At 34.3% G+C, this 20,605-nt stretch carries 21 protein-coding genes; 14 read left to right on the forward strand and 7 right to left on the reverse strand.

Annotation, left to right across the window (positions count from 1 at the left end):
• Positions 1-4: 4 nt before the first annotated feature.
• Together QFA95_RS04345 and QFA95_RS04350 are read right to left on the reverse strand one after the other, a co-directional pair.
• The gene (locus QFA95_RS04345) at positions 5-658 is read right to left on the reverse strand and encodes an IspD/TarI family cytidylyltransferase (RefSeq protein WP_486462316.1); all 654 of its coding nucleotides are present in this window, start codon (positions 656-658) and stop codon (positions 5-7) included.
• A gap of 20 nt (positions 659-678) precedes the next feature.
• Entirely contained in the window at positions 679-1,875 is a 1,197-nt protein-coding gene (locus QFA95_RS04350) for an ammonium transporter (protein ID WP_486462317.1), read from the reverse strand.
• Positions 1,876-2,014: 139 nt separating this feature from the next.
• On the opposite strand from QFA95_RS04350, the gene QFA95_RS04355 reads away from it, so the two are divergent.
• Entirely contained in the window at positions 2,015-2,317 is a 303-nt protein-coding gene (locus tag QFA95_RS04355; RefSeq protein WP_486462318.1) for a DUF3301 domain-containing protein, read from the forward strand.
• The gene (locus QFA95_RS04360) at positions 2,310-3,173 is read left to right on the forward strand and encodes a glutamate--tRNA ligase family protein (protein ID WP_486462319.1); all 864 of its coding nucleotides are present in this window, start codon (positions 2,310-2,312) and stop codon (positions 3,171-3,173) included. Before QFA95_RS04355 ends, QFA95_RS04360 begins: the two co-directional genes overlap by 8 nt.
• Here QFA95_RS04360 and QFA95_RS04365 read toward each other — a convergent pair whose 3' ends face one another.
• Positions 3,174-5,243, reverse strand: coding sequence for a TonB-dependent receptor (locus tag QFA95_RS04365; protein WP_486462320.1), 2,070 nt, complete (start codon positions 5,241-5,243; stop codon positions 3,174-3,176).
• A 95-nt stretch (positions 5,244-5,338) separates the two neighbouring features.
• On the opposite strand from QFA95_RS04365, the gene hslO reads away from it, so the two are divergent.
• Entirely contained in the window at positions 5,339-6,184 is an 846-nt protein-coding gene (hslO, locus tag QFA95_RS04370) for an Hsp33 family molecular chaperone HslO (protein WP_486462321.1), read from the forward strand.
• Here hslO and QFA95_RS04375 read toward each other — a convergent pair.
• Both QFA95_RS04375 and QFA95_RS04380 read right to left on the reverse strand, forming a co-directional pair.
• The gene (locus tag QFA95_RS04375) at positions 6,169-6,942 is read right to left on the reverse strand and encodes a TrmH family RNA methyltransferase (RefSeq protein WP_486462322.1); all 774 of its coding nucleotides are present in this window, start codon (positions 6,940-6,942) and stop codon (positions 6,169-6,171) included. The two genes, hslO and QFA95_RS04375, sit on opposite strands and share 16 nt — an antisense overlap.
• 11 nt (positions 6,943-6,953) lie before the next feature.
• Entirely contained in the window at positions 6,954-7,805 is an 852-nt protein-coding gene (locus QFA95_RS04380; RefSeq protein ID WP_486462323.1) for a TraB/GumN family protein, read from the reverse strand.
• Between the two features lie 18 nt (positions 7,806-7,823).
• Here QFA95_RS04380 and aat point away from each other — a divergent pair, with 18 nt between their 5' ends.
• The 9 genes from aat to pyrF all read left to right on the forward strand — a co-directional run bounded on the left by aat (position 7,824) and on the right by pyrF (position 15,726).
• Positions 7,824-8,474: a leucyl/phenylalanyl-tRNA--protein transferase gene (gene aat / locus QFA95_RS04385; RefSeq protein WP_486462324.1), complete on the forward strand. Its 651-nt coding sequence runs from the start codon at positions 7,824-7,826 to the stop codon at positions 8,472-8,474.
• Positions 8,474-9,199, forward strand: coding sequence for an arginyltransferase (locus tag QFA95_RS04390; protein ID WP_486462325.1), 726 nt, complete (start codon positions 8,474-8,476; stop codon positions 9,197-9,199). The genes aat and QFA95_RS04390 overlap by 1 nt, the downstream gene beginning before the upstream one ends.
• On the forward strand, positions 9,192-10,037 hold the full coding sequence (locus tag QFA95_RS04395) for a prephenate dehydrogenase (protein WP_486462326.1): 846 nt from the start codon (positions 9,192-9,194) through the stop codon (positions 10,035-10,037). Before QFA95_RS04390 ends, QFA95_RS04395 begins: the two co-directional genes overlap by 8 nt.
• Entirely contained in the window at positions 10,030-11,328 is a 1,299-nt protein-coding gene (gene aroA / locus QFA95_RS04400) for a 3-phosphoshikimate 1-carboxyvinyltransferase (protein WP_486462327.1), read from the forward strand. Before QFA95_RS04395 ends, aroA begins: the two co-directional genes overlap by 8 nt.
• Entirely contained in the window at positions 11,325-11,963 is a 639-nt protein-coding gene (gene cmk / locus QFA95_RS04405; protein ID WP_486462328.1) for a (d)CMP kinase, read from the forward strand. Before aroA ends, cmk begins: the two co-directional genes overlap by 4 nt.
• A 69-nt stretch (positions 11,964-12,032) precedes the next feature.
• Positions 12,033-13,538: a 30S ribosomal protein S1 gene (gene rpsA, locus QFA95_RS04410; RefSeq protein WP_486462329.1), complete on the forward strand. Its 1,506-nt coding sequence runs from the start codon at positions 12,033-12,035 to the stop codon at positions 13,536-13,538.
• A gap of 12 nt (positions 13,539-13,550) precedes the next feature.
• On the forward strand, positions 13,551-13,829 hold the full coding sequence (locus QFA95_RS04415; protein WP_486462330.1) for an integration host factor subunit beta: 279 nt from the start codon (positions 13,551-13,553) through the stop codon (positions 13,827-13,829).
• A gap of 44 nt (positions 13,830-13,873) precedes the next feature.
• Positions 13,874-15,037, forward strand: a complete 1,164-nt coding sequence (locus QFA95_RS04420) for a lipopolysaccharide assembly protein LapB (RefSeq protein WP_486462331.1) — start codon at positions 13,874-13,876, stop codon at positions 15,035-15,037.
• Entirely contained in the window at positions 15,037-15,726 is a 690-nt protein-coding gene (gene pyrF / locus QFA95_RS04425; protein WP_486462332.1) for an orotidine-5'-phosphate decarboxylase, read from the forward strand. Before QFA95_RS04420 ends, pyrF begins: the two co-directional genes overlap by 1 nt.
• Before the next feature lie 2 nt (positions 15,727-15,728).
• On the opposite strand, the gene metG is transcribed toward pyrF, so the two are convergent.
• Positions 15,729-17,756 carry a methionine--tRNA ligase gene (metG, locus tag QFA95_RS04430; RefSeq protein ID WP_486462333.1) on the reverse strand — a complete coding sequence of 676 codons (2,028 nt, stop codon included), beginning with the start codon at positions 17,754-17,756 and terminating at the stop codon, positions 15,729-15,731.
• A 69-nt stretch (positions 17,757-17,825) separates the two neighbouring features.
• Between metG and apbC the strand changes: the two genes are divergently transcribed.
• Positions 17,826-18,893 (forward strand): iron-sulfur cluster carrier protein ApbC, encoded by a 1,068-nt coding sequence (apbC, locus tag QFA95_RS04435; RefSeq protein WP_486462334.1) that lies wholly within the window; start codon positions 17,826-17,828, stop codon positions 18,891-18,893.
• On the opposite strand, the gene pgl is transcribed toward apbC, so the two are convergent.
• On the reverse strand, positions 18,890-19,567 hold the full coding sequence (pgl, locus tag QFA95_RS04440) for a 6-phosphogluconolactonase (protein WP_486462335.1): 678 nt from the start codon (positions 19,565-19,567) through the stop codon (positions 18,890-18,892). The two genes, apbC and pgl, sit on opposite strands and share 4 nt — an antisense overlap.
• 123 nt (positions 19,568-19,690) lie before the next feature.
• Here pgl and gnd point away from each other — a divergent pair, with 123 nt between their 5' ends.
• Entirely contained in the window at positions 19,691-20,605 is a 915-nt protein-coding gene (gnd, locus tag QFA95_RS04445) for a phosphogluconate dehydrogenase (NAD(+)-dependent, decarboxylating) (RefSeq protein ID WP_486462336.1), read from the forward strand.

Here is a 20,605-nt window from a genome sequence, read left to right on the forward strand (position 1 = left end):
TATTTTACAAATCTTCTGGAAAGGTAATTTTTTTGTTATCAACAGGGCCCTTAATCACAACCGGCTTAAATCCTGCATATTCTAGAGCTTGGGATTCATCAGTTGGATTTCCTGGAAAACTCTCTAATGCTTTCAGTAGGATATTGTATGGAAACATTTGTGGGGTATGCGCTAGCCATATTTTATTTCGATCGACTGTAGAGGTAATTTGCATGGACTCATTTACTTCCTTAACGGTATCCACACATGGAATAGCCATAATTGATCCATGGGCTGTTTTTAATGTTTCATCTATATAATGAGACAATTGTGAGCTTGTTAAATAGGGTCTTACAGCATCATGTACTATAACCCAGTCCTCTTCTCCTACCTCATGAGCAATCATCCTTAGAGCATTTTTTACTGTATCTGATCGACTGCCCCCGCCGCACAGAATAAACTCAGACTTGGAGCAGAAATTTTTTTGTAATGGAAGCAGTAAATCTAAAATAACTTGATTGACGGCAATATAAATTTTGTTAATGACTTCAATATCAAAAATACGGTGAGTTTTTTCAAGAATCACTTCATCATCGATATGACATAGCTGTTTTGGAATCGTCGAGCCAAAACGTTGACCTAGGCCTGATGCAGGAATTATGGTGAAGATCTTTCTCATCACCAAATTTTAGCATGAGATTAGCGATCGATATCTGGTGAAGCAGTGATTTTATGAATAGATATATCAGCTCCGTTAAACTCAGACTCCTGATCAAGTCTTAAATTACTAATCGAGTTAATCACTCTGTAAACAATGTATCCAAAAACAAAAGCAAAACTAACGCCGATTAGAGAACCCACTAATTGCGCCATAAATGAAACGCCACCAAGTCCACCTAACATCTCAAGTCCAAAGATCCCAGCGGCTACACCACCCCATAAGCCACACAATCCATGCAGAGGCCAAACGCCTAGCACGTCATCAATTTTCCACTTATTTTGTGTCATGTTGAAAGTCACAACAAACAATGCACCTGCAACACCTCCCGTTATCAGGGCACCAATAGGGTGAAATAAATCAGAACCTGCACAGACAGCAACAAGCCCAGCTAAAGGACCGTTATACAAAAACCCGGGGTCATTTTTTCCAACCAACAACGCTGCCAAAGTACCTCCCACCATAGCCATCAACGAATTAACAGCAACAAGTCCTGATGCACCCGACAACTCTTGCGCGGACATCACGTTGAATCCAAACCAACCAACGGTAAGTATCCATGAACCAAGCGCTAGAAAAGGTATGCTTGATGGAGGAAAAGCAACCAAAGAGCCATCCTTTTTATACCTTCCGTATCTAGAACCAAGAATTAAAACTGCAGCCAGCGCTAACCAACCCCCAAAGCCATGAACAACGATAGAGCCTGCAAAGTCATGAAACTCATAACCAAAAATTGCTTCAAACATAGCTTGAATAGAAAAATTGCCATTCCACACGATCCCCTCAAATGTTGGGTAAATAAAACCAACGATAACGAAAGAGGCAATTAATTGTGGTTTAAAACAGGCCCTCTCAGCAATACCACCAGAAACAATCGCAGGTATAGCAGCAGCAAAAGTAAGCAAAAAGAAAAATTTAACTAATTCATAGGCACTTTTTTCTGAGATAGCTGCTGCGGAGTCAAAGAAATTCAACCCATACGCTAAAGAGTACCCAATAAAAAAATAGGCGATAGTTGACATTGCAAAGTCAGCAATAATTTTAGCGAGAGCATTCACCTGATTTTTTTCCCTTACAGTGCCTACCTCTAAAAAAGCAAATCCTGCATGCATTGCCAAAACCATTATTGCACCTAACAGCACAAACAAAACATTACTTTGATCAACTAGATTTTCCATTACTGATACCTACAAAAATTAATAAAAGATCAACAATACCTATTGATAAGATAAAATAAAAACTAAACAATCTTAATATCCCTAAGATGCACAATATTAAAACATTTAAATTACATTTTTGTAATATTTTGGTGCAATTTTGAATACATTATTTTTCATTTTATTAATTTCAGGTCTAATATTTTTTATTGACAGTTTAGCAAAGCAAGAAAAAGCAAAAAAATATGCAAAAAAACTAGTGTCCGACTTTAATCTTCAGTTCTTGGATGATTCAATATACTGTGGAAAGATATCGATCGTTCAAGGCAGTAAATACCCTTTTAATATTCAACGAAAATATTACTTTTATGCCTCACCATTTAACGACAGAAAACTTGCCTGTAATTTAGTCATGATCGGTTCAGACATGACTGATTGGTATATCGAGCCTTACAGTGAGTGATAATCTCTACATTGGTCGATTTGCCCCTAGCCCCTCAGGCAAGCTTCACATTGGCTCTTTTTTGAGTGCGATTACCAGTTACATTGATGCAAAACATAACAATGGGTTATGGAAACTAAGAATAGATGATATTGATTCTGAACGATCAAAAAAAATTCACTCAGAAAGCATAATAAAAATTTTAAAAGATTTTCTTTTGGACCCTGATGAGATCTATTATCAGACTGATCATCTGAATGACTATATTAACTATCTAGATCGCATTCCAAAAGAAAAAACTTATTTTTGTGAATGTACCCGGAAAATTATTAGCGCATTGCCTCAACACGACATCGGTGCAATTTATGATGGACGCTGTTTAAATAAAAATCTATACCAAGGAGCATTACGGATACAAATGAAAAAAATAAATTTTTCATTTAATGACCTAAACTTGGGTTTGATTGAATTGGATAAAACATACGTAAGTGACTTTATAGTTAGAGGGAAAAATCAATTTGCCTATGTCTTTTGTTGTGTCATTGATGACTATTTGCAAGAAGTAAATACCGTTGTAAGAGGCTCAGACCTTGTCTTTCAAACATTTCAACAATGCTATCTTCAAGAGCTTTTTTCATTTCCATTATTATCTTACTTTCATCATCCTGTGTTGTATGACGGGGTAAGAAAAATTAGTAAAAGTGATCAGGATGAAGAGATCCATCCTGATAACCGAACTGAAATTTTAATAAAGATATTAAAAATACTGAACCAAAAAATCGACCCTAATATTAACAGTTATAAATCAATTCTAGAACATGCGATTGAAAGCTGGGATATTAAGGCCATTCCTAAATCCACCGAAATCAACCTTTAATTAAAAGTCTCTGATCCAAGTTATTTTCGCATTCAGAGGCATGCCCACCATGATGTTATTCACATTATGAGCTGAAGAGTAATAGGTCTTGTCTAGCAAATTCTCGATATTAAATTGCACTCTGGTCTTTTCATCGATTCTGGCATAAGCTGCAGCATCCATCCTAGTCCAGCCAGGAATTGTCACACTCGTGGAGCTCGTTGGCGTGGCCGCATACATCTCACCCCGTCCGATCATTCCAATTGCAGCAGACCACGTGGAATTAAATTCATACTTATTCCATATTGAAAAATTATGACTAGCCACATTACCGAGACGCGTACCCTCAGAGATAGCACTTGAGCCAACACCCTGATCTTTTGTGATTTCTGCATTGACATAGTTATAACCAGCCAGTACAGAATATCGATCGGTTAAATTTCCATTCAACGTAAACTCCAACCCTCTTGATCTTTGACCATCAACAATTATTTTTTTGGTGACATCATCAGGGTCAGTTATTTGCATCCTCTCTCGCTCTAATTGGTAGAGAGCAAATGTACCAAACAGTCGCTCATGAAATTGAATCTTAGTCCCTACCTCATAATTCACAAATTTTTCAGGATCCTGATTGACATTATCGTTACTGATACCATCTAACTGATCGCCATTCCTTGGCTGGTAGGCGTTACTGTAAGAAGCATAATAAGATATATTCTCGTTGGGCTTAAAGATGTAGCCGATTCGGCTGGACAGCATGTTGTCTTTGATATTGAATTTCGCTGAATCCTTGACATTATTAAAGTCCGTCTCGTAATGGTCTTTTCTTAAGCCCAAAACAAACTGGTGCTGGTCATTAATTTTGATTTGGTCTTGAATATAGACAGATGTATAACGAATATAGGTTTTTTTATCCCGAGCGTAGGTATTGAAGCTCCAGCCAGAACTTACCGGGTTGTGCACAGAGACATCAACAGGATTTGCTTCAAGTCGATACCTTCTGTTATCCTGACTTCCTACCTCTAGTCCGGTGAGGAGTGTGTGCTCAAGACCTCCCATTTCAAAGTTCCAAGTCACATCAGTCTGATTAAAGAAATTCTGTCTTTGTGTGTTGTCGTAATATCCCTTTAGAGTGAGAGTGTCAGATGAGCTCACTGAACTTCCTGCGTACACGTTTTGATAATATTTATCGTAATCGGTGTATCGCGTCGTATTCTTGATCATCACATTGTCTGAAAAATTATGTTCGATATTAAAGAATGTTGAGTTCACACTGACCTCGTTAGGGCTGGCACTTGCTGCGCCATAATATGTTCCGCGATTCCCATTGTAAGGTCGCCCATTCTGTGATGGGATGCCCCTGTAACCAATCCTCTGGTCATGAAAATATTCCCTACCAAACTTAATGGTTGTTTTATCATCAAGTAAAAATGTAAATACAGGGTTGATGCCTTGTTTCTCATAATTGACTCCACTTATAAAAGAGTCACCCTTGTCTACCAAAACATTAAGTCTTACTGCAAAACGATCTGTTATTTTTCTATTGATGTCTAATGTGGCACGTTTAGAATCAAAACTTCCAAGCTGTAACGCATAGCTATTAATATCACCAAATAATGCTTGCTTGCTGACTCGGTTGACAATACCACCACTACCACCCTTGCCGAACAAGATGCCATTAGCTCCCATGAGAACATCAACTCGTTCTATATTGTAAAGATCTCTATAGTATTCTGCATCATCCTTAACCCCGTCTAGAAATATATCTGCCGTGGTTTTATTTCCTCTAATTATAAAGGCATCACGATTGCCCTCTCCTTGATCAAGATCTATTCCTGGAGCATAAGTTATGGATTGACCCAGGCTGGTGGCCTGCTGATCTTTTAATTGCTCTTGATTAATCACGTTGACTGACTGAGGCAGGTCAATTAATTTTGTATTCGTCTTTGTTGCAGTCACCGAATAAGAATTCGAATACTTGCTGATAGGAGCAGTCACGTCAATACTCTGCAGGCCAAGATCGCCGGCAAATAAGGTTGATGAGACAAGCATTGAAATAATGAAAGTTTTAATGAGTATACCTTTGTTCATAATTAAATCATAAATGAGAATGATTCTCATTCTAAATAAGAATGATTCTCATTACAAGTAAAATATTTAATCATATATATTGGTATAATCTGACCATGAAATCAGACCTCATTACCAGATTTATCATTAATAATTCCTCTATTCGAGGCAATATTATTCGTATAAAAAACAGCTTAGGTGAGTTAAAAAAATCATTAAATATTCCAGAACAACTAACATCCTCATTTAATGAAATCATTACGGTTTGTCCTATGCTAGCCGCAACACTAAAGTTCGAAGGAGGTTTAATTCTTCAAATACAGGGGAAAAAGTCCTTGAAACTAATCATCGCAGAGTCTGATAATGATTTTAAAATCCGTGGAACCATCAAACTATCAGAACATACAAATGAATCTTTTCGGGATTTGATTCAAGATGCAATTGTGGCTCTAACTGTAATTCACAAAGATCAAAAAACACCCTATCAGGGAATTATCGAAGTGGGGTCCGGTGAGATCAAGGCCATGATTGAGCATTACCTAACCCAATCCATGCAGATCAAAAGTAAAGTATTTTTTCACCAAACAAAAAATGAAAGTTTTGGCGTTTTATTTCAAGAACTTCCACATGAAAATGAAGAGCAAAAAGTAATTACAGAGTCCCTATGGAATGATATTGATCTTATAAATTCGAATGCTTTATCTGACGGACCTGAACAGTTTTTAAAAAATATTTTTACTCAAAATGATGTACAAATATTTGAGGAACATTTCGTTCAGTATGAGTGTTCATGCAATCAGGAGAAAATTTATAAAACGATCAGCTTAATCCAAGAAAATGAAATCTACTCCTCAATAAAAGATGATTGCATCGAGATGGTCTGCGAATATTGTCATAAAAAATATACCGTTACTAAAGAAGAGATTGATATTATTTTTAATAAAAATCAGCGCTTAAATTGATTCGAAAATTGGTAGCCAATTATTGATGCCGATACTGCAACATTAAGCGACTCCACACCATTCATCATCGGTAACGAAATTTTGTCATATTTAATACTTTGAAGGTTTGTTGAAATTCCTTGCCCTTCACTTCCTAAAATAAGTATTGTTTTAAGCGCAAAGTTGTAATCAAAAACATTTTGTCCATTCAAATCTGCTACAACAAAAGAAAAATCATGTGAGATAAGGCTATCGATATGAGTATTTTGGTATATTGGAAGCTGAAACTGAAAGCCTTGGCTCGCCCTAAGAGTTTTGGGTGACCAAGGGTCAGCACATTGTTCTGATAAAAAAATTCCTTTATGTCCTAGGGCCTGTGAGGTTCTTAAGATGGTTCCAAGATTTCCTGGATCCTGTACCCTATCCAAAAAAAGATACATACCATCATCAAAATGATTTGGGTATGCAGCACATTCAGGAATCTCAATTAACGCCAGAATTCCAGTTGGTGTTTTTAATTCAGATATATTATTAAAAAAATTATCGGGCAGGATATAAATTTTCTCTTGCCATTCCTCTTTATAATATTCGGGCCAATTTTTATTAAATGATTCGGAACAAAATAATGCTAAAAAATCATTTTTTCCATCAAGATAAGCTTCTACTAAATGCGGTCCCTCAATAATTGTCAAATTATTTTCCTGCCTATATGACCTATTCAATTGAATTTTTCTTAACTGCTTTAAGCGGATATTATCTTTAGAAGTTATAAATTGCATATATTTTAATACTAGTAATTAATATTTTTTACCTCAAAACCCATGTCTTTAAAAAAGTTTAAAACACCTGAAAAGCCAGCCAAGTGAGATGCTCCAATTGCTACAAAAACATTATCTTTTTTCATTGCCTCATATATTTGTTGATTAAAAATATGATTTCGGTCGACTAGGATTTTTTGTTTGATTTTATTCCATAAAATGTCAGTCATGATTTCAGATGTCATAGATTCATTCATATTCATAATATGATCTAAGTCACCATCCATGTACACCCGAATCAACTTTTCATAATTTTCATCTTTAACTTCCATCGGCCTCATTAATGAATTCTTTAGTAACAAAATTTGTTCTTCGTCAGTTAAAAAATCCAATGCGGAAAAATGATCACTTGTAGGCATCAGTCCTCTGGTAGGAATTCCAGAATCTTCAGCATATCTTTTTAATAAATTATCTTGATTAAATGGCGTTGCAGGTCTGGGTGAGTCTAATATAAATGCCAACAACCATGGCTTCATTGAAGCAATCCGATCAAAAAACATCACATGATAATCTGATAACTTTTTCAAGCTATCTAACTCATCCTCACTGAGCTGATCAATAAAATTAATATTGGATTGAATATGCTTTGGATCAGAGAGTTCATCGGTCTCCATTAAAAATAGGCTTGAGTTTTTGATAGATGTTAATAAATTTGCATTAAACGAAGTAATTCTACTGTCATCAGAATGAAAGGTGCCAAAAATAAAATGTGTTCTTCCTTCATGATCAGTCAGTTCATATAAAGTTGTATTAGCAAAAACTTGATTGCTAAAAAACCAACAAAGCGCGATTAGGAGTTTGAGTAATACATTAATGTGATTCATTCATTTATTATAAACAGCATGGAGAATAAAATTTTATTAATTAGAGAACCATCTGATTTTTGCAAGATTGATTTTACCAACATTCCAGACGATGGCCTAGTTGGTATTTCTGAGGATTTGGATGTTAATCTTATTCTATCGTCTTATAAATATGGAATTTTTCCTTGGTTTAACCAAAGTGAGCCTATCCTCTGGTGGTCACCAAACCCTCGACAGGTGTTATTTATTGAAAAGTACAAACCATCTAAAACATTGCTTAAAGAAATAAAGAAAAATAAATTTATATTTCATATTAATAAAAATTTTTCGGCTGTTATTCATGCTTGTAAAAATATGCAAAGAAATCAAACAGGGACTTGGATAGACTCAAGAATCATCGCCAGCTATACAAAGCTTCATCAAATGGGATATACCCATTCTTTTGAGGTTTATAATTTGGAGAATGATTTAGTTGGTGGGATATATGGAATGCTCACCAAAACTGCGTTTTTTGGAGAATCAATGTTTCATCTTGAAAATAATGCATCTAAAGTTTGTTTTTATTATTTATGTAGATGGCTGAAAGATAAAGGGATTGGGGTCATTGATGCCCAAGTCAAATCCGAGCATATTTCTCAATGGGGTGGTGAGCTCATATCACGAGATAAATTTATGGATATAATAATGTGATGAGCGTTCCAGAGAATAAAGAATTCAAAAAAATTCAATTTTATTTAACTGCAAATTACAATTGCGGTTATCTACCGGAAAAAAAAGCACAATCTATCGTTGCCTCGCCCTACCAAGATGTAAATCAAAATGAATTTGACAATCTAATCACGATTGGTTTTAGAAGAAGTGGAAATCACGTCTATAAGCCCCACTGTCATAATTGTGAGGCTTGCACTCCAATTCGATTGGACGTTTATCAATTCAAACGAAATAGATCTCAGGAAAGATGTTTTAAGAAAAATAATTTAAGAGTAATTGAAGAAAATCTAGATTACTCAGAAGAAGATTTCCTCCTATATTCAAGATATCAAAAAATACGACATAACGACCTATCTTCTTCTCTTGAAGATCAAAAGGAAGAATATAAAAACTTTCTTCTTACCAGTAATTTCATATCAAAAAAAATAAAGTTTTTTCATGATGAAGAATTGCTTATGGTAAGTATTTTGGATTATCTCAATGATGGCATTTCTGCAGTCTACACGTTCTATGATCAAGATTGCTTGAATCAAGGTTTAGGAACCTATTCAATACTCTGGCTGATAGAAAAATGTAAGAGAGAAAGTTTGCCGTATCTTTATCTAGGATACTGGATCAAGGAAAATGATAAAATGAATTATAAAACTAAGTTTAAGCCGTTTGAGCTTTTTGAAGATAAACAGTGGAAAATTTTTAATGAATAAAATTTGTATTATTGGTCTTGGGCTGCTTGGTGGATCCATAGGCAAGGAATGTATTTCAAAAAATCTAGCAAAACAGGTGGTTGGTTTTGGTCGTAAACATGAGTCTTTAAAGAAAGCAAAGCAATTAGGTCTAGTGCATGAAATTTCAGAAAGTTTTGAGGATTTAAAACAAGCTGATTTAATAATCATTGCCACTCCTGTTAAACAATACAGCTCTATATTTAAAAAAATAAATCCATATTTATCCACTACTACATTAATTACAGATGTGGGCAGTACAAAAAATAATGTACTAAAGGATGCAAGCCATCTGCTAAATGAACACTATCATAAATTTATTGGTTCTCACCCTATCGCCGGTTCAGAAAAACATGGACCTGATGCGGCACAACTTGGGCTTTTTAAAAATAAAAATATAATCATCACACCACATGAAAAAAATACCAATGAAGATATCGATTTTATTATTAATTTTTGGAATTCATTGGAAGGCATTTCATTAATCATGGACGCTATGAAACATGATGAAATTTTCTCAACTGTCAGCCATCTTCCGCATGCATTAGCAATGATTTTTATGAGCATGTTAAATAATAAAGATAACAAGGATGAGTTGTTAAGATTTGCGGCTAGCGGCTTTCGTGACTTCACAAGAATCGCCGCAAGCTCGCCAGAAATGTGGAGGGATATCTTTATTGATAATAAAGAGGCTTGTTTAAAAGATTTAAATGAATTTAAACAACAGATTGAAAAATTTGAATCTATCATTATCAATGAGGATGATTTAGAACAATATCTTCAACATGCAAGCATTCTAAGAAGCAATTGGAATGAATAAAAATTTATCTCTTAAATTAGCTCCTAAATCAAAAATTAACGGTGTGATAAAGCCGCCTGGATCAAAAAGCATTACTAATAGATTACTTCTTCTGAGTAGTCTCTGTAATCAAAGTATTTCATTGACTAATCATCTTATTTCCGACGATTCAAAATACATGATTAAAGCTCTCGAAGACTTGGGGGTTTCAATCAGCCAAGATACGAAAGACAAGATTACAATTTTTGGAGATCCAAAAAAATTTAATAATTCAGCTGATCTTTTTCTTGGAAACGCAGGAACGGCATATAGGCCTCTCTGTGCTTTATTGTCTATTTTGGGTGGAAATTATCGGCTTGATGGAGTTGAAAGAATGCATGAAAGGCCCATCAAAGATTTAGTCGATAGCTTATCAAGCATTGGTGCAGATATAAAATATCTAAAGAATATAGGATACCCTCCCGTTCAGATTTCTGATTTTAAATTTAATGGCACAACAAATATATCCATTAAAGGGAGTGTCTCCAGCCAATTCCTCACCAGTCTTTTAATGGCTGTTCCTTTGCTTGGGAAAGATTTTAAATTAAATATAGATGGAGAACTGATTTCAAAACCTTATATTGATATTACAATAAAGCTGCTCAAACTATTTAATATCAATTACATTAATCACAATTACTCAAGTTTTGAATTCAATTGCAACGACAATCCGAAGTTATATTCATTAGATAGTGGATTAATAGATATCGAACCCGATGCATCCTCTGCTAGCTATTTCTTTGCAGCAGCCGCCTTAAGCGGCAATGTCAGAGTAGAAGGTCTTAGCAAAGAATCCATTCAGGGTGATATTCAATTCTTGGAAGTATTAAAAAAAATGGGTGCTGATATTACTTACAATAAAAATTCAATCGATGTGAGTAAAGCTAATACTCTAGTCGGAGGTCAATTTGATTGTATTGCGATTCCAGATGCGGCGATGACTCTGGCTGCGATGGGATTGTTTACCAGTTCACCATTGGAGTTATTTAATATAAATAGCTGGAAGGTTAAAGAAACAGATCGAATTGTAGCTATGGAAAATGAGCTAAGGAAATTTGGAGCAACTGTGACATCCACAGAGAATTCATTAAAAATAATTCCTCCCACGAATATTTCAGACAATGTCTCCGTGCATACTTATGACGATCATAGAATAGCAATGTGTTTTTCACTTGCTTGTTTAGCAAATAAATCTGTTGAAATTCAAGATCCAGAGTGTGTTAACAAAACCTATCCTAATTACTTTAATGATTTTTTGAAATTACTATCATGAATCTCATAACTATTGATGGCCCTGCAGGATCAGGTAAAGGAACTATTGCAAAGCAATTATCACAAGAATTAAAGTTAAACTATTTAGATTCTGGTGCCATTTATAGAATACTAGGATTTCATCTCAAGAAAAATAATATTCCAATTGATAATGATGCATTAGTAAAAGAAAGCATCCTAAAAGCAAAAATTCAATTTATAGAAGATACAATTTATTTAAATGATCGAGATGTAACTGATGCTATCAGAACAGAGTCTATTGCTAAAATGGCTTCATTAATTGCTGCTAAAAAGACTGTTAGGGAAAGTATTCTGGATTTACAAAGATCATTCTTAAAAAAACCTGGGTTAGTTGCCGAGGGAAGAGATATGGGGACTGTTGTATTCCCAGAAGCGAAATTTAAGTTTTTTCTTACAGCAACTGTTGAAGAAAGAGCTAGTCGAAGATATAAACAGTTGATTTCTAAAGGTTTTGATGTTAGCATAGCCGACCTTGTAGTTGAATTACAAGAACGAGATTTTCGTGATACCAATAGAACTATATCACCATTGGTTCCTGCAGCGAATGCAGTGATTATTGATACAACTGAATTATCTCCTAGCCAAGTTATTAACTTTATACTTGGTGACATTTGAGTTCTTCATAGCTCCAAACTATGAAGTTTGATTAATAACCCCATTGCTAGATGGGAATTGGATATTTTAATGACAACTTTAACGAAAACAACAGAAACAAAGAATAACGAAAATTTCGCAGCAATGCTTGAAGAAAGTCTTGCCCTCAAAGAAATGCGTCAGGGAGAGATTATTACAGCGGAGGTTGTATCTATTGACTCAGATGTAGTCATTGTTAATGCAGGATTAAAGTCAGAGAGCTTTATTAAAGCTGATGAATTTTATAATGACAAAAGAGAAGTTGAGGTTGCAGTTGGTGACTTTGTAAAAGTGGCTATCGAAAAACTTGAAGATGGATATGGTTCAACAATTCTTTCTCGAGATAGAGCAAAAAAAATTCAAGCCTGGGAAGACCTTGAGAATGCAATGAATGATAAGACTACAGTATCAGGTTTTGTCAGCTCAAGAGTAAAAGGTGGCCTTAGAGTATCAGTTAAAGGAATTACTGCATTCTTACCTGGATCATTAGTTGATTCAAGACCAGTAAAAGATACATCGCCATATGAAAATAAAGAAACTGAATTAAAAGTTATTAAGATCGATAAAAAAAGAAATAATATTGTTGTTTCAAGAAAAGCAGTCCTAGAAGAACAAATGGGAGCTGACCGTGAATCGATTATTGAATCACTCACTGAAGGCGCAACTGTTAAAGGAATTATTAAAAATATTACCGATTATGGTGCGTTTGTAGATTTAGGTGGTATCGATGGATTGCTCCATATTACTGACCTTGCATGGAAAAGAATTAAACATCCATCTGAGGTTTTAAATGTAGGTGATGAAATCGAAGCCAAGGTCTTAAAGTATGATCAAGATAAAAATAGAGTTTCACTGGGCTTAAAACAACTTGGCGATGATCCATGGGTTGGCTTAGAAAGACGGTACCCAGTAGCAACTAGAATGTTTGGTAAAGTTTCAAATCTCACAGATTATGGTGCGTTCGTTGAAATTGAAACTGGCATAGAAGGACTAGTTCATGTTTCTGAAATGGATTGGACAAATAAGAATATTCATCCAACTAAAGTTGTAAACCTCGGGGATGAGGTTGAAGTAATGATTCTTGAAGTTGATGAAAGCAAAAGAAGATTATCGCTTGGTATCAAACAATGTAAAGAGAATCCTTGGCAAGCTTTTGAAAATGATCACAAACAAGGTGAAACAATCAAAGGATCGATTAAATCAATTACTGACTTTGGTATATTTATTGGGCTAGATGGAGGTATTGACGGACTTATTCATCTTTCAGATATATCTGCAACCGAATCAAATGAAGAAGCTGTGAAAAAGTATAAAAAAGGTGACGAAGTTGAAGCAAAAATACTTGCTATTGATGTAGACAAAGAAAGAATATCGCTTGGTATCAAGCAACTTTCAGATGACTATACTGAAGAAGCGATAGATGATGGTTCTTCGTCTGGCAAAAAAGAGACAAAAAAAGCTAAAACAAGTGTCGAAAAAGAACCAGAAAATGCTGGCACCACTAATCTTGGAGCTCTTTTAAAAGCAAAGATGAGTGATGCGACAGATAAGGAATAATTTATTTAAACAATGACACGATCAGAACTTATTGAAAAGTTATCTGCACAATTTCAGCATCTTCTTCAAAAAGATGCTGAGTTGGTTGTGAAGAATATATTGGATTCAATGTCAAAAACACTGAACAATGGCAAAAGAATTGAAATTAGAGGTTTCGGTAGCTTTTCATTAAATAAAAGACCTGCAAGAATCGGTAGAAATCCCAAAACAGGTGAAAAAGTTCATATCAGTGAAAAACTTGTCCCCCATTTCAAAGCTGGAAAAGAGCTGAGATCTCGTGTTGATAAGTAACTTTTAAAGTATACTTTTTATAATATTTTCTTTCTTAATTAGATATGGTTGAATTTGAGCTTTGGTGGCTTTTGCTTATCCCATTTTTTTTTGGGCTGGGATGGATTGCTGCTCGAATTGATATTAAGCATATAATATCTGAAACCACCGATTTACCCGCCTCTTACTTCAAAGGTCTTAATTACATCCTCTTTCAAGATTATGAAAAAGCATCCGAATGTTTTTCTGACGCAATCAGAATAAAACCAGACTCCCTTGAGCTGCATTTCATTTTAGGTAACATATTTCGAAAACTTGGAAAAATTGATCAAGCAATTAATCTTCACAATAAATTATTAGAACAGAAAGAGTTAACGCCACAACAAATTGAATCTGTTAAAGCTGAGCTTATGCAAGATTATTTTACAGCCGGATTTTATGACCGATGCGACACAATTTCAACAGAAATTTTAAATGAACAATATCAAGAATTTAAATTAAAAATTTTGTTAGATATATCCATTAAACAAAGACATTGGGAATCTGCCATTAAATATGGCAAAGAAGTTGAACAAAATTTTGGTACTTCTTACAGATTACAGATTAGTCATTTTTTATGTGAACTAGCTTTAGAAAAAATAATTATTGAAAAAAAAGACCATGCAATAAAACATCTCGAACAATCGTTGGATATTTACAAAAATTCAACCCGAGCAAATATTATTCTTGGCGAGTTGGAATTTGAAAAACAAAACTACAAGTCTGCAATAGAAATTTGGAAAAGAATCGAACTACAAAAACCTACTGAATTTATCTTAATAGCAGGGAAATTTTTAGAATGTTATGAAAAGCTAAACAAACAGAATGAATGTTTATCTTTCCTTTCTCATTTAAGAGAGAGTTACGGAATAAACCAAATAGATTCGGTGATCTTTAATTTTATTCTCCAAAAAGAAGGGCCAAAAAATGCTGAAGAATTTGCCAAAAATAATTTAATTAAAAAACCGTCTATTGAAGTACTAGATCAGTTGTTTAGCGCAAAGTCTCTAAGTGATGATAATGATAGTGATACTAAACTGATACAACAGGTGATTAAAAATAGTATTGGTACTAAACTATTTCACGTATGTAATCATTGTGGTTTTAAGGCTAAACAACATCATTGGCAATGCCCAGCATGTAACTCTTGGGAAACAATTTCCAACGAACTTAAAGATATTAGCAAATAATGAATAACTCCAAAATTATTGTAGCTCTTGATTTCGAATCTCTAAGTGAAACGGAAGGTTTTCTAAAAAAGGTCAAAGGTCAAAATTGCAGAGTAAAAGTTGGTAAGGAGCTTTTTACTAACGAGGGGCCAAATGTTATCAAATTAATACAACAATATGGATTTGAAATTTTTTTAGATTTAAAATTCCATGATATTCCAAATACGGTATCAAAAGCTATTAAAGCAAGCTGCAATTTAGGTGTCTGGATGGTTAATGTGCATGCATCAGGTGGAAAACAAATGTTGCTTGCTGCAAGAGAGGCTGTAGACTCCTCTTCAAACAAACCTATTTTAATTGCTGTCACAATTCTTACTAGCTATGATAATTCTTCCTACCAAGAATTAGGTTTTAAAAATAATTTACTTGACCAAATTGCTTATTTAACCACACTATCTGAAAATTCTGGAATGGATGGAATCGTCTGTTCAGCAAATGATATTTGCTCAATTAAACCTTTAGTAAAAGAAAAATTTCAATTTGTAACGCCAGGGATAAGACTTGCGAATAGTAATGATGATCAAAAGAGAGTGACAACTCCAGAAGATGCCATAACACAAGGATCTAATTATCTTGTGATCGGCAGACCTATTACTTTAAGCGAGGATCCTGCAGCTTTAATCGAGAAGATTAATCAAAAAATCAATTAGTTTTATTTGATTTTCATACCAGCCTGAGCACCATCATCAGCTAATAAAATAAACGGTCCTTCGTTACTGTCTGATGCGGCAAGAATCATTCCTTCTGAAACTCCAAACTTCATTTTTCTAGGTGCAAGATTAGCAACAAAGCTTACTTTCTTGCCAATTAAAGACTCTGGATTGTATTTGGATTTTATTCCAGCAAATACATTTTTCTTACCTAACTTCCCAACATTTAAAGTTACATGCAATAATTTATCAGCGCCATCTACATGACTTGCTTGAATCACTTCTGCCACACGAAGATCTATTTTACTAAAATCATCAATAGAAATATGATTTTCTTTGTCATGCTCTTTTTTTTTGTTATTTGTATTGTCCATTTTTTTATTATTTTCAATTAATTTAACTAAATTATCTTTATCAAGCCTTTGATATAAATGATTATATTTATTGATTTTTTTAATATTATCTTTAACTTGCTCAAAGCTATTAAAATCAGTCTCATTAAATAAACTGGCTACTTCTTGAGATAAATTTGGAAGGATTGGAGAAAGATAAATTATTGAATTTCTAAAAACAATTGCAGATGTTGTAAGAATATTATGAAGCTGTTCGCTATTCTGTTGATAGTCTTTTGCTAAACTCCAAGGTTGCTCATCACTTATTAATTCATTTATCTCTTCAACTAATGTGAAAACTTTTCTGACTAATTGGCTGTACAACCGGGACTCATACAAAACCACTATTTCATTTTTAAGTTCGATCGATTTTGATACCAACTGTGAATATTTACTACCTGATGGTAATTGATCTATTAACCTAATCTTTCCATTAAATAATTTATGAATAAATCCGAATGTTCTGCTTGGAATATTCACCAACTTCCCTACTAAATCAGAATTTACTTTAGACATTAAGTCATCTAAATTCAAATCTATATCAGACATTGAGTCATTTAACTTAGATGCAAAATAATATCTCAAAAATTCTGGCTCATGAATGTTGTCTAAAAAACTTCTAGCAGTAATGAACGTGCCTCTAGATTTAGACATTTTTTCACCATTGACTGTTAAAAAACCATGCGCAAAAATTTTCGTAGGCTTTCTGTAACCAGAGAAATGTAATGTTGCTGGCCAAAATAATGCATGAAAATACAATATATCTTTTCCAATAAAATGATAAAGCTCTGTTGAACTATCGGACGACCAAAAATCATCAAAATTAATTTTTCCTTTTTGATCAATTAGGTTTTTAAAGCTGGCCATATATCCAATAGGTGCATCCAGCCAAACATAAAAATATTTATCTGTTTCACCAGGAATCAAAAAACCAAAATATGGCTTATCTCTTGTTATATCCCAATCTTGTAACCCGGATTTAAACCATTCTTGGATTTTATTCTCTGCTTCAGGTTGTAAAGTTCCAGATGCCGTCCAATCTTTTAAAAATTGTTCGCATTCAGATAAATTAAAAAAGTAATGTTTTGTTTTTTTCTTTACTGGAGTGGAGCCAGATAATGATGAGTAAGGTTTAATCAAATCTGTTGGTGAATAAGTAGCTCCACAAGCTTCGCAAGAATCGCCATACTGATCCTTTGCATTACATTTTGGGCATTCCCCTTTAATAAACCTGTCTGGAAGAAACATTTGTTTATCATTATCAAAATATTGCTCTATCTCTTTAGAAGAAATTTTTTTGTTTTTTTCTAAAGATTTAAAAATTTCCTCAGAAAATAGCTTATTTTCTTCTGAATCAGTTGTATAAAAATTATCAAAATTCACATAAAAGTCTGCAAAATCCTTGGTATGTTCTTTATGAACATCAGCAATCAGTTGTTTTGGGGTGATCCCTTCATTTTGCGCCTTAATCATGATCGGTGTTCCATGCGTGTCATCAGCACACACATAAAAAACTTCATGGCCATTCATTTTTTGAAATCTTGACCAAATATCTGTTTGAATATATTCAACCAGGTGTCCAAGATGTATACTCCCATTAGCGTAAGGAAGTGCAGATGTAATTAAAATTCTTCGCATGTAAACTTTATAAAAAAATAATGATCGTATTCTAACAAATAATTATCAATTCAACCGAAATATAGTGCAATGGAAAATATAAAAGATTTATTAGAAAAAATTTTTGATGAACACAATCAAGTCAAACCTTTTCTTAAAAAAAATATAACTGTAGATGAAACTGAAGATCAGTTAAATATAACTATTAAGGTAGGTTTTACATTCAAAAATCTTGAGCAGAATTATAAAAACAAGATTACTGAATGCTTAGGCAACATAGAAAAAAAAATCAATATTTCACTTGAGTTGGATGTAGTCAGCCACAAAACCCAAGGGACAACGGAAAGCATCAAAAATGTAAAGAATATTATTGCAGTTGCTTCTGGTAAAGGCGGTGTTGGGAAATCAACCGTTGCATGTAATCTTGCAATTGCATTGCATCAATTGGGTGCAAGAGTTGGCATTCTGGATGCTGATATTTATGGGCCAAGTCAACCATTAATGTTTGGCGCTAATAAAAAACCAGAATCACGAGATGGAAAAAGTATGGAGCCTATAGTTTCACATGGCATTCAAACCATGTCCATAGGTTATCTTGTCGATCCAGATACTCCTATTGTATGGAGAGGGCCTATGGTTACTAATACCTTGCAACAACTCCTTAATGAGACAAATTGGGATAATTTAGATTACTTAATAATTGATTTACCTCCAGGCACAGGAGACACTCAACTTACACTAGCTCAAAAAGTTCCTGTGACAGGCTCTGTCATTGTCACCACTCCCCAAGATGTAGCTTTAATAGATGCACAAAAAGGTATTGGTATGTTTGAAAAAGTAAATATTCCAAACATTGGTCTGGTGGAAAATATGGCTGTTTTTGAATGTCCAAATTGTGGTCATCATGAGCATATTTTTGGTGAAGATGGAGGGAAAAATTTGGCTGCTAAAAATAATATTTTATTACTGGGTTCGATACCTCTAAACGCGATGATTCAGAAGAGAATGGACTCAGGAGTGCCTCCATTGTTAGATAATGAAAATCCATCCATAAATGACGCATTCTTATCAATCGCTGAAAAAGTGAGTATCAAAATTGCCCAAATGAAAGAAAATTTTAAAGATAAATTTCCTAAAATTATAATTCAAAAAAGTTAATCAAAATTACAGTAAATATCGATAAGATTATCGGACATAATTTTTGAAGCAGGAATCCCGTCTCCTTGTTTCCATGCATTAAATGGCTCTATCTTTCCATGACCTGTCACTATAAAAAATATTTTTTCAGCTTTTAAAAATGCTTTAGGAGTCATTGAAACTCTATCTGAAGGCGGTTTGGGTGCATTCGATACTGGAACGACATTCAATTGGTTATCCCAGCAATGCTCAGGAAATAGGCTCGCGGTATGTCCATCTTCTCCCAGACCCAATAAGACAAGATCAAATCGATTCACCTTATCAACAATAGTGTTGTATTCATTAGCAGCTTCTTTAGATCCTTTTTCGCTATTAATGGGAAAAAATTTTGGTTTTAAATCCTCTGGCAGATGATCAATGAATGATCGCTTTATCATTAAACTGTTTCTACCTTCATCGTCTACTGGAAGGCATCTTTCATCGCCAACATATAATTCCCAGTTACTGAAATTTTGATTTTGAATATTGAGAAATGATTTATATAACCTTTCAGGGGTTGATCCGCCAGCCATCACAATTTTAAAATTTCCATTTTTCTTTATTGCATTATTTGCAATATCTACAATGTCTTGAAGTAATATTGATTCAAGCTCATTTTTATCTGCGAATTCTTTCCAGTTAAGTTTTTGATGCATATTGATTTTTATATTATTTGAGGGATTAAAAACTATCAGACTATCTCATCGTTTGGTATAATTCTGACCTTAAAATGTAATTCACAAGATTACCAAAAAAATAACTTTAACAAAAGGATAAATATGAAAATTGCAATGCTTGGACTAGGAAAAATGGGTGGAAATATGGCTACACGTTTAATTCGCAATGGAATTAATGTGGTCGGATTTGACATGTCATCAGAAATGGTTGCTAAGCTTGAGCAAGAAGAAAATTTAATTCCAGCCAGCTCAGTTGAAGATGCGGTTAATCAGCTTGAAGGACAAAGAATCATCTGGATGATGCTCCCAGCTGGAGAAGTCACAGAAAAACAAATTGATGACCTTATCCCTATGTTAAATCCTGGAGACATCATTGTGGATGGAGGCAATTCTAACTATAAGCACAGCGTCAAAATTGGAGCGATGTTAAAAGAGCACAATATTGGCTTTATGGACTGCGGTACCTCAGGCGGTGTTTGGGGTCTAGAGAATGGATATTGCTTAATGGTCGGTGCTGACAATGATGTTGCGAAAGCAGTTGAGCCTGTTCTAAGAGCTCTTGCACCTACACAACAAGATGGCTGGCTTCATGTAGGTCCAATTGGCTCTGGCCACTACACAAAAATGATTCACAACGGAATCGAATATGGAATGATGGAATCTTTTGCTGAAGGTTTAGAGCTTCTTAAAGGAAAAACGGAGTTTGACATTGATTTAGCCAAAGTAACTGAACTTTGGCGACATGGCTCAGTGGTTAGAAGCTGGTTGCTCGATCTAACAGCTGAATCTCTAAAGGGAGATCAAAACCTTGATAATATTGAACCTTATGTTGCCGACTCAGGTGAAGGGCGATGGACTGTTGTTGAGTCTGTTGATTTAGGAATTCCTGCCCCAGTATTAACCTTAGCTCTTCAAGTAAGGTTCAGATCACAAGAAAAACAAAAAGGCTACGGATATAAGCTACTGTCAATTATGCGTAATGCATTTGGCGGTCACCTGTTAAGAAAAAAAGGTTAA

The sequence above is a fragment of the Candidatus Methylolitoribacter marinus genome, from assembly GCF_051853155.1.
Lineage (GTDB): Bacteria > Pseudomonadota > Gammaproteobacteria > Burkholderiales > Methylophilaceae > BACL14.

What these genes read in the sequence shown, in the direction of transcription:
- QFA95_RS04345 (WP_486462316.1), bottom strand. Translation starts at nt 658, where the DNA reads ATGAGAAAGATCTTCACCATAATTCCTGCATCAGGCCTAGGTCAACGT.
- QFA95_RS04350 (WP_486462317.1), bottom strand. Translation starts at nt 1,875, where the DNA reads ATGGAAAATCTAGTTGATCAAAGTAATGTTTTGTTTGTGCTGTTAGGT.
- QFA95_RS04365 (WP_486462320.1), bottom strand. Translation starts at nt 5,243, where the DNA reads ATGAACAAAGGTATACTCATTAAAACTTTCATTATTTCAATGCTTGTC.
- hslO (WP_486462321.1), top strand. Translation starts at nt 5,339, where the DNA reads ATGAAATCAGACCTCATTACCAGATTTATCATTAATAATTCCTCTATT.
- QFA95_RS04375 (WP_486462322.1), bottom strand. Translation starts at nt 6,942, where the DNA reads ATGCAATTTATAACTTCTAAAGATAATATCCGCTTAAAGCAGTTAAGA.
- QFA95_RS04380 (WP_486462323.1), bottom strand. Translation starts at nt 7,805, where the DNA reads ATGAATCACATTAATGTATTACTCAAACTCCTAATCGCGCTTTGTTGG.
- aat (WP_486462324.1), top strand. Translation starts at nt 7,824, where the DNA reads ATGGAGAATAAAATTTTATTAATTAGAGAACCATCTGATTTTTGCAAG.
- QFA95_RS04390 (WP_486462325.1), top strand. Translation starts at nt 8,474, where the DNA reads ATGAGCGTTCCAGAGAATAAAGAATTCAAAAAAATTCAATTTTATTTA.
- QFA95_RS04395 (WP_486462326.1), top strand. Translation starts at nt 9,192, where the DNA reads ATGAATAAAATTTGTATTATTGGTCTTGGGCTGCTTGGTGGATCCATA.
- aroA (WP_486462327.1), top strand. Translation starts at nt 10,030, where the DNA reads ATGAATAAAAATTTATCTCTTAAATTAGCTCCTAAATCAAAAATTAAC.
- cmk (WP_486462328.1), top strand. Translation starts at nt 11,325, where the DNA reads ATGAATCTCATAACTATTGATGGCCCTGCAGGATCAGGTAAAGGAACT.
- rpsA (WP_486462329.1), top strand. Translation starts at nt 12,033, where the DNA reads ATGACAACTTTAACGAAAACAACAGAAACAAAGAATAACGAAAATTTC.
- QFA95_RS04415 (WP_486462330.1), top strand. Translation starts at nt 13,551, where the DNA reads ATGACACGATCAGAACTTATTGAAAAGTTATCTGCACAATTTCAGCAT.
- QFA95_RS04420 (WP_486462331.1), top strand. Translation starts at nt 13,874, where the DNA reads ATGGTTGAATTTGAGCTTTGGTGGCTTTTGCTTATCCCATTTTTTTTT.
- pyrF (WP_486462332.1), top strand. Translation starts at nt 15,037, where the DNA reads ATGAATAACTCCAAAATTATTGTAGCTCTTGATTTCGAATCTCTAAGT.
- metG (WP_486462333.1), bottom strand. Translation starts at nt 17,756, where the DNA reads ATGCGAAGAATTTTAATTACATCTGCACTTCCTTACGCTAATGGGAGT.
- apbC (WP_486462334.1), top strand. Translation starts at nt 17,826, where the DNA reads ATGGAAAATATAAAAGATTTATTAGAAAAAATTTTTGATGAACACAAT.
- pgl (WP_486462335.1), bottom strand. Translation starts at nt 19,567, where the DNA reads ATGCATCAAAAACTTAACTGGAAAGAATTCGCAGATAAAAATGAGCTT.
- gnd (WP_486462336.1), top strand. Translation starts at nt 19,691, where the DNA reads ATGAAAATTGCAATGCTTGGACTAGGAAAAATGGGTGGAAATATGGCT.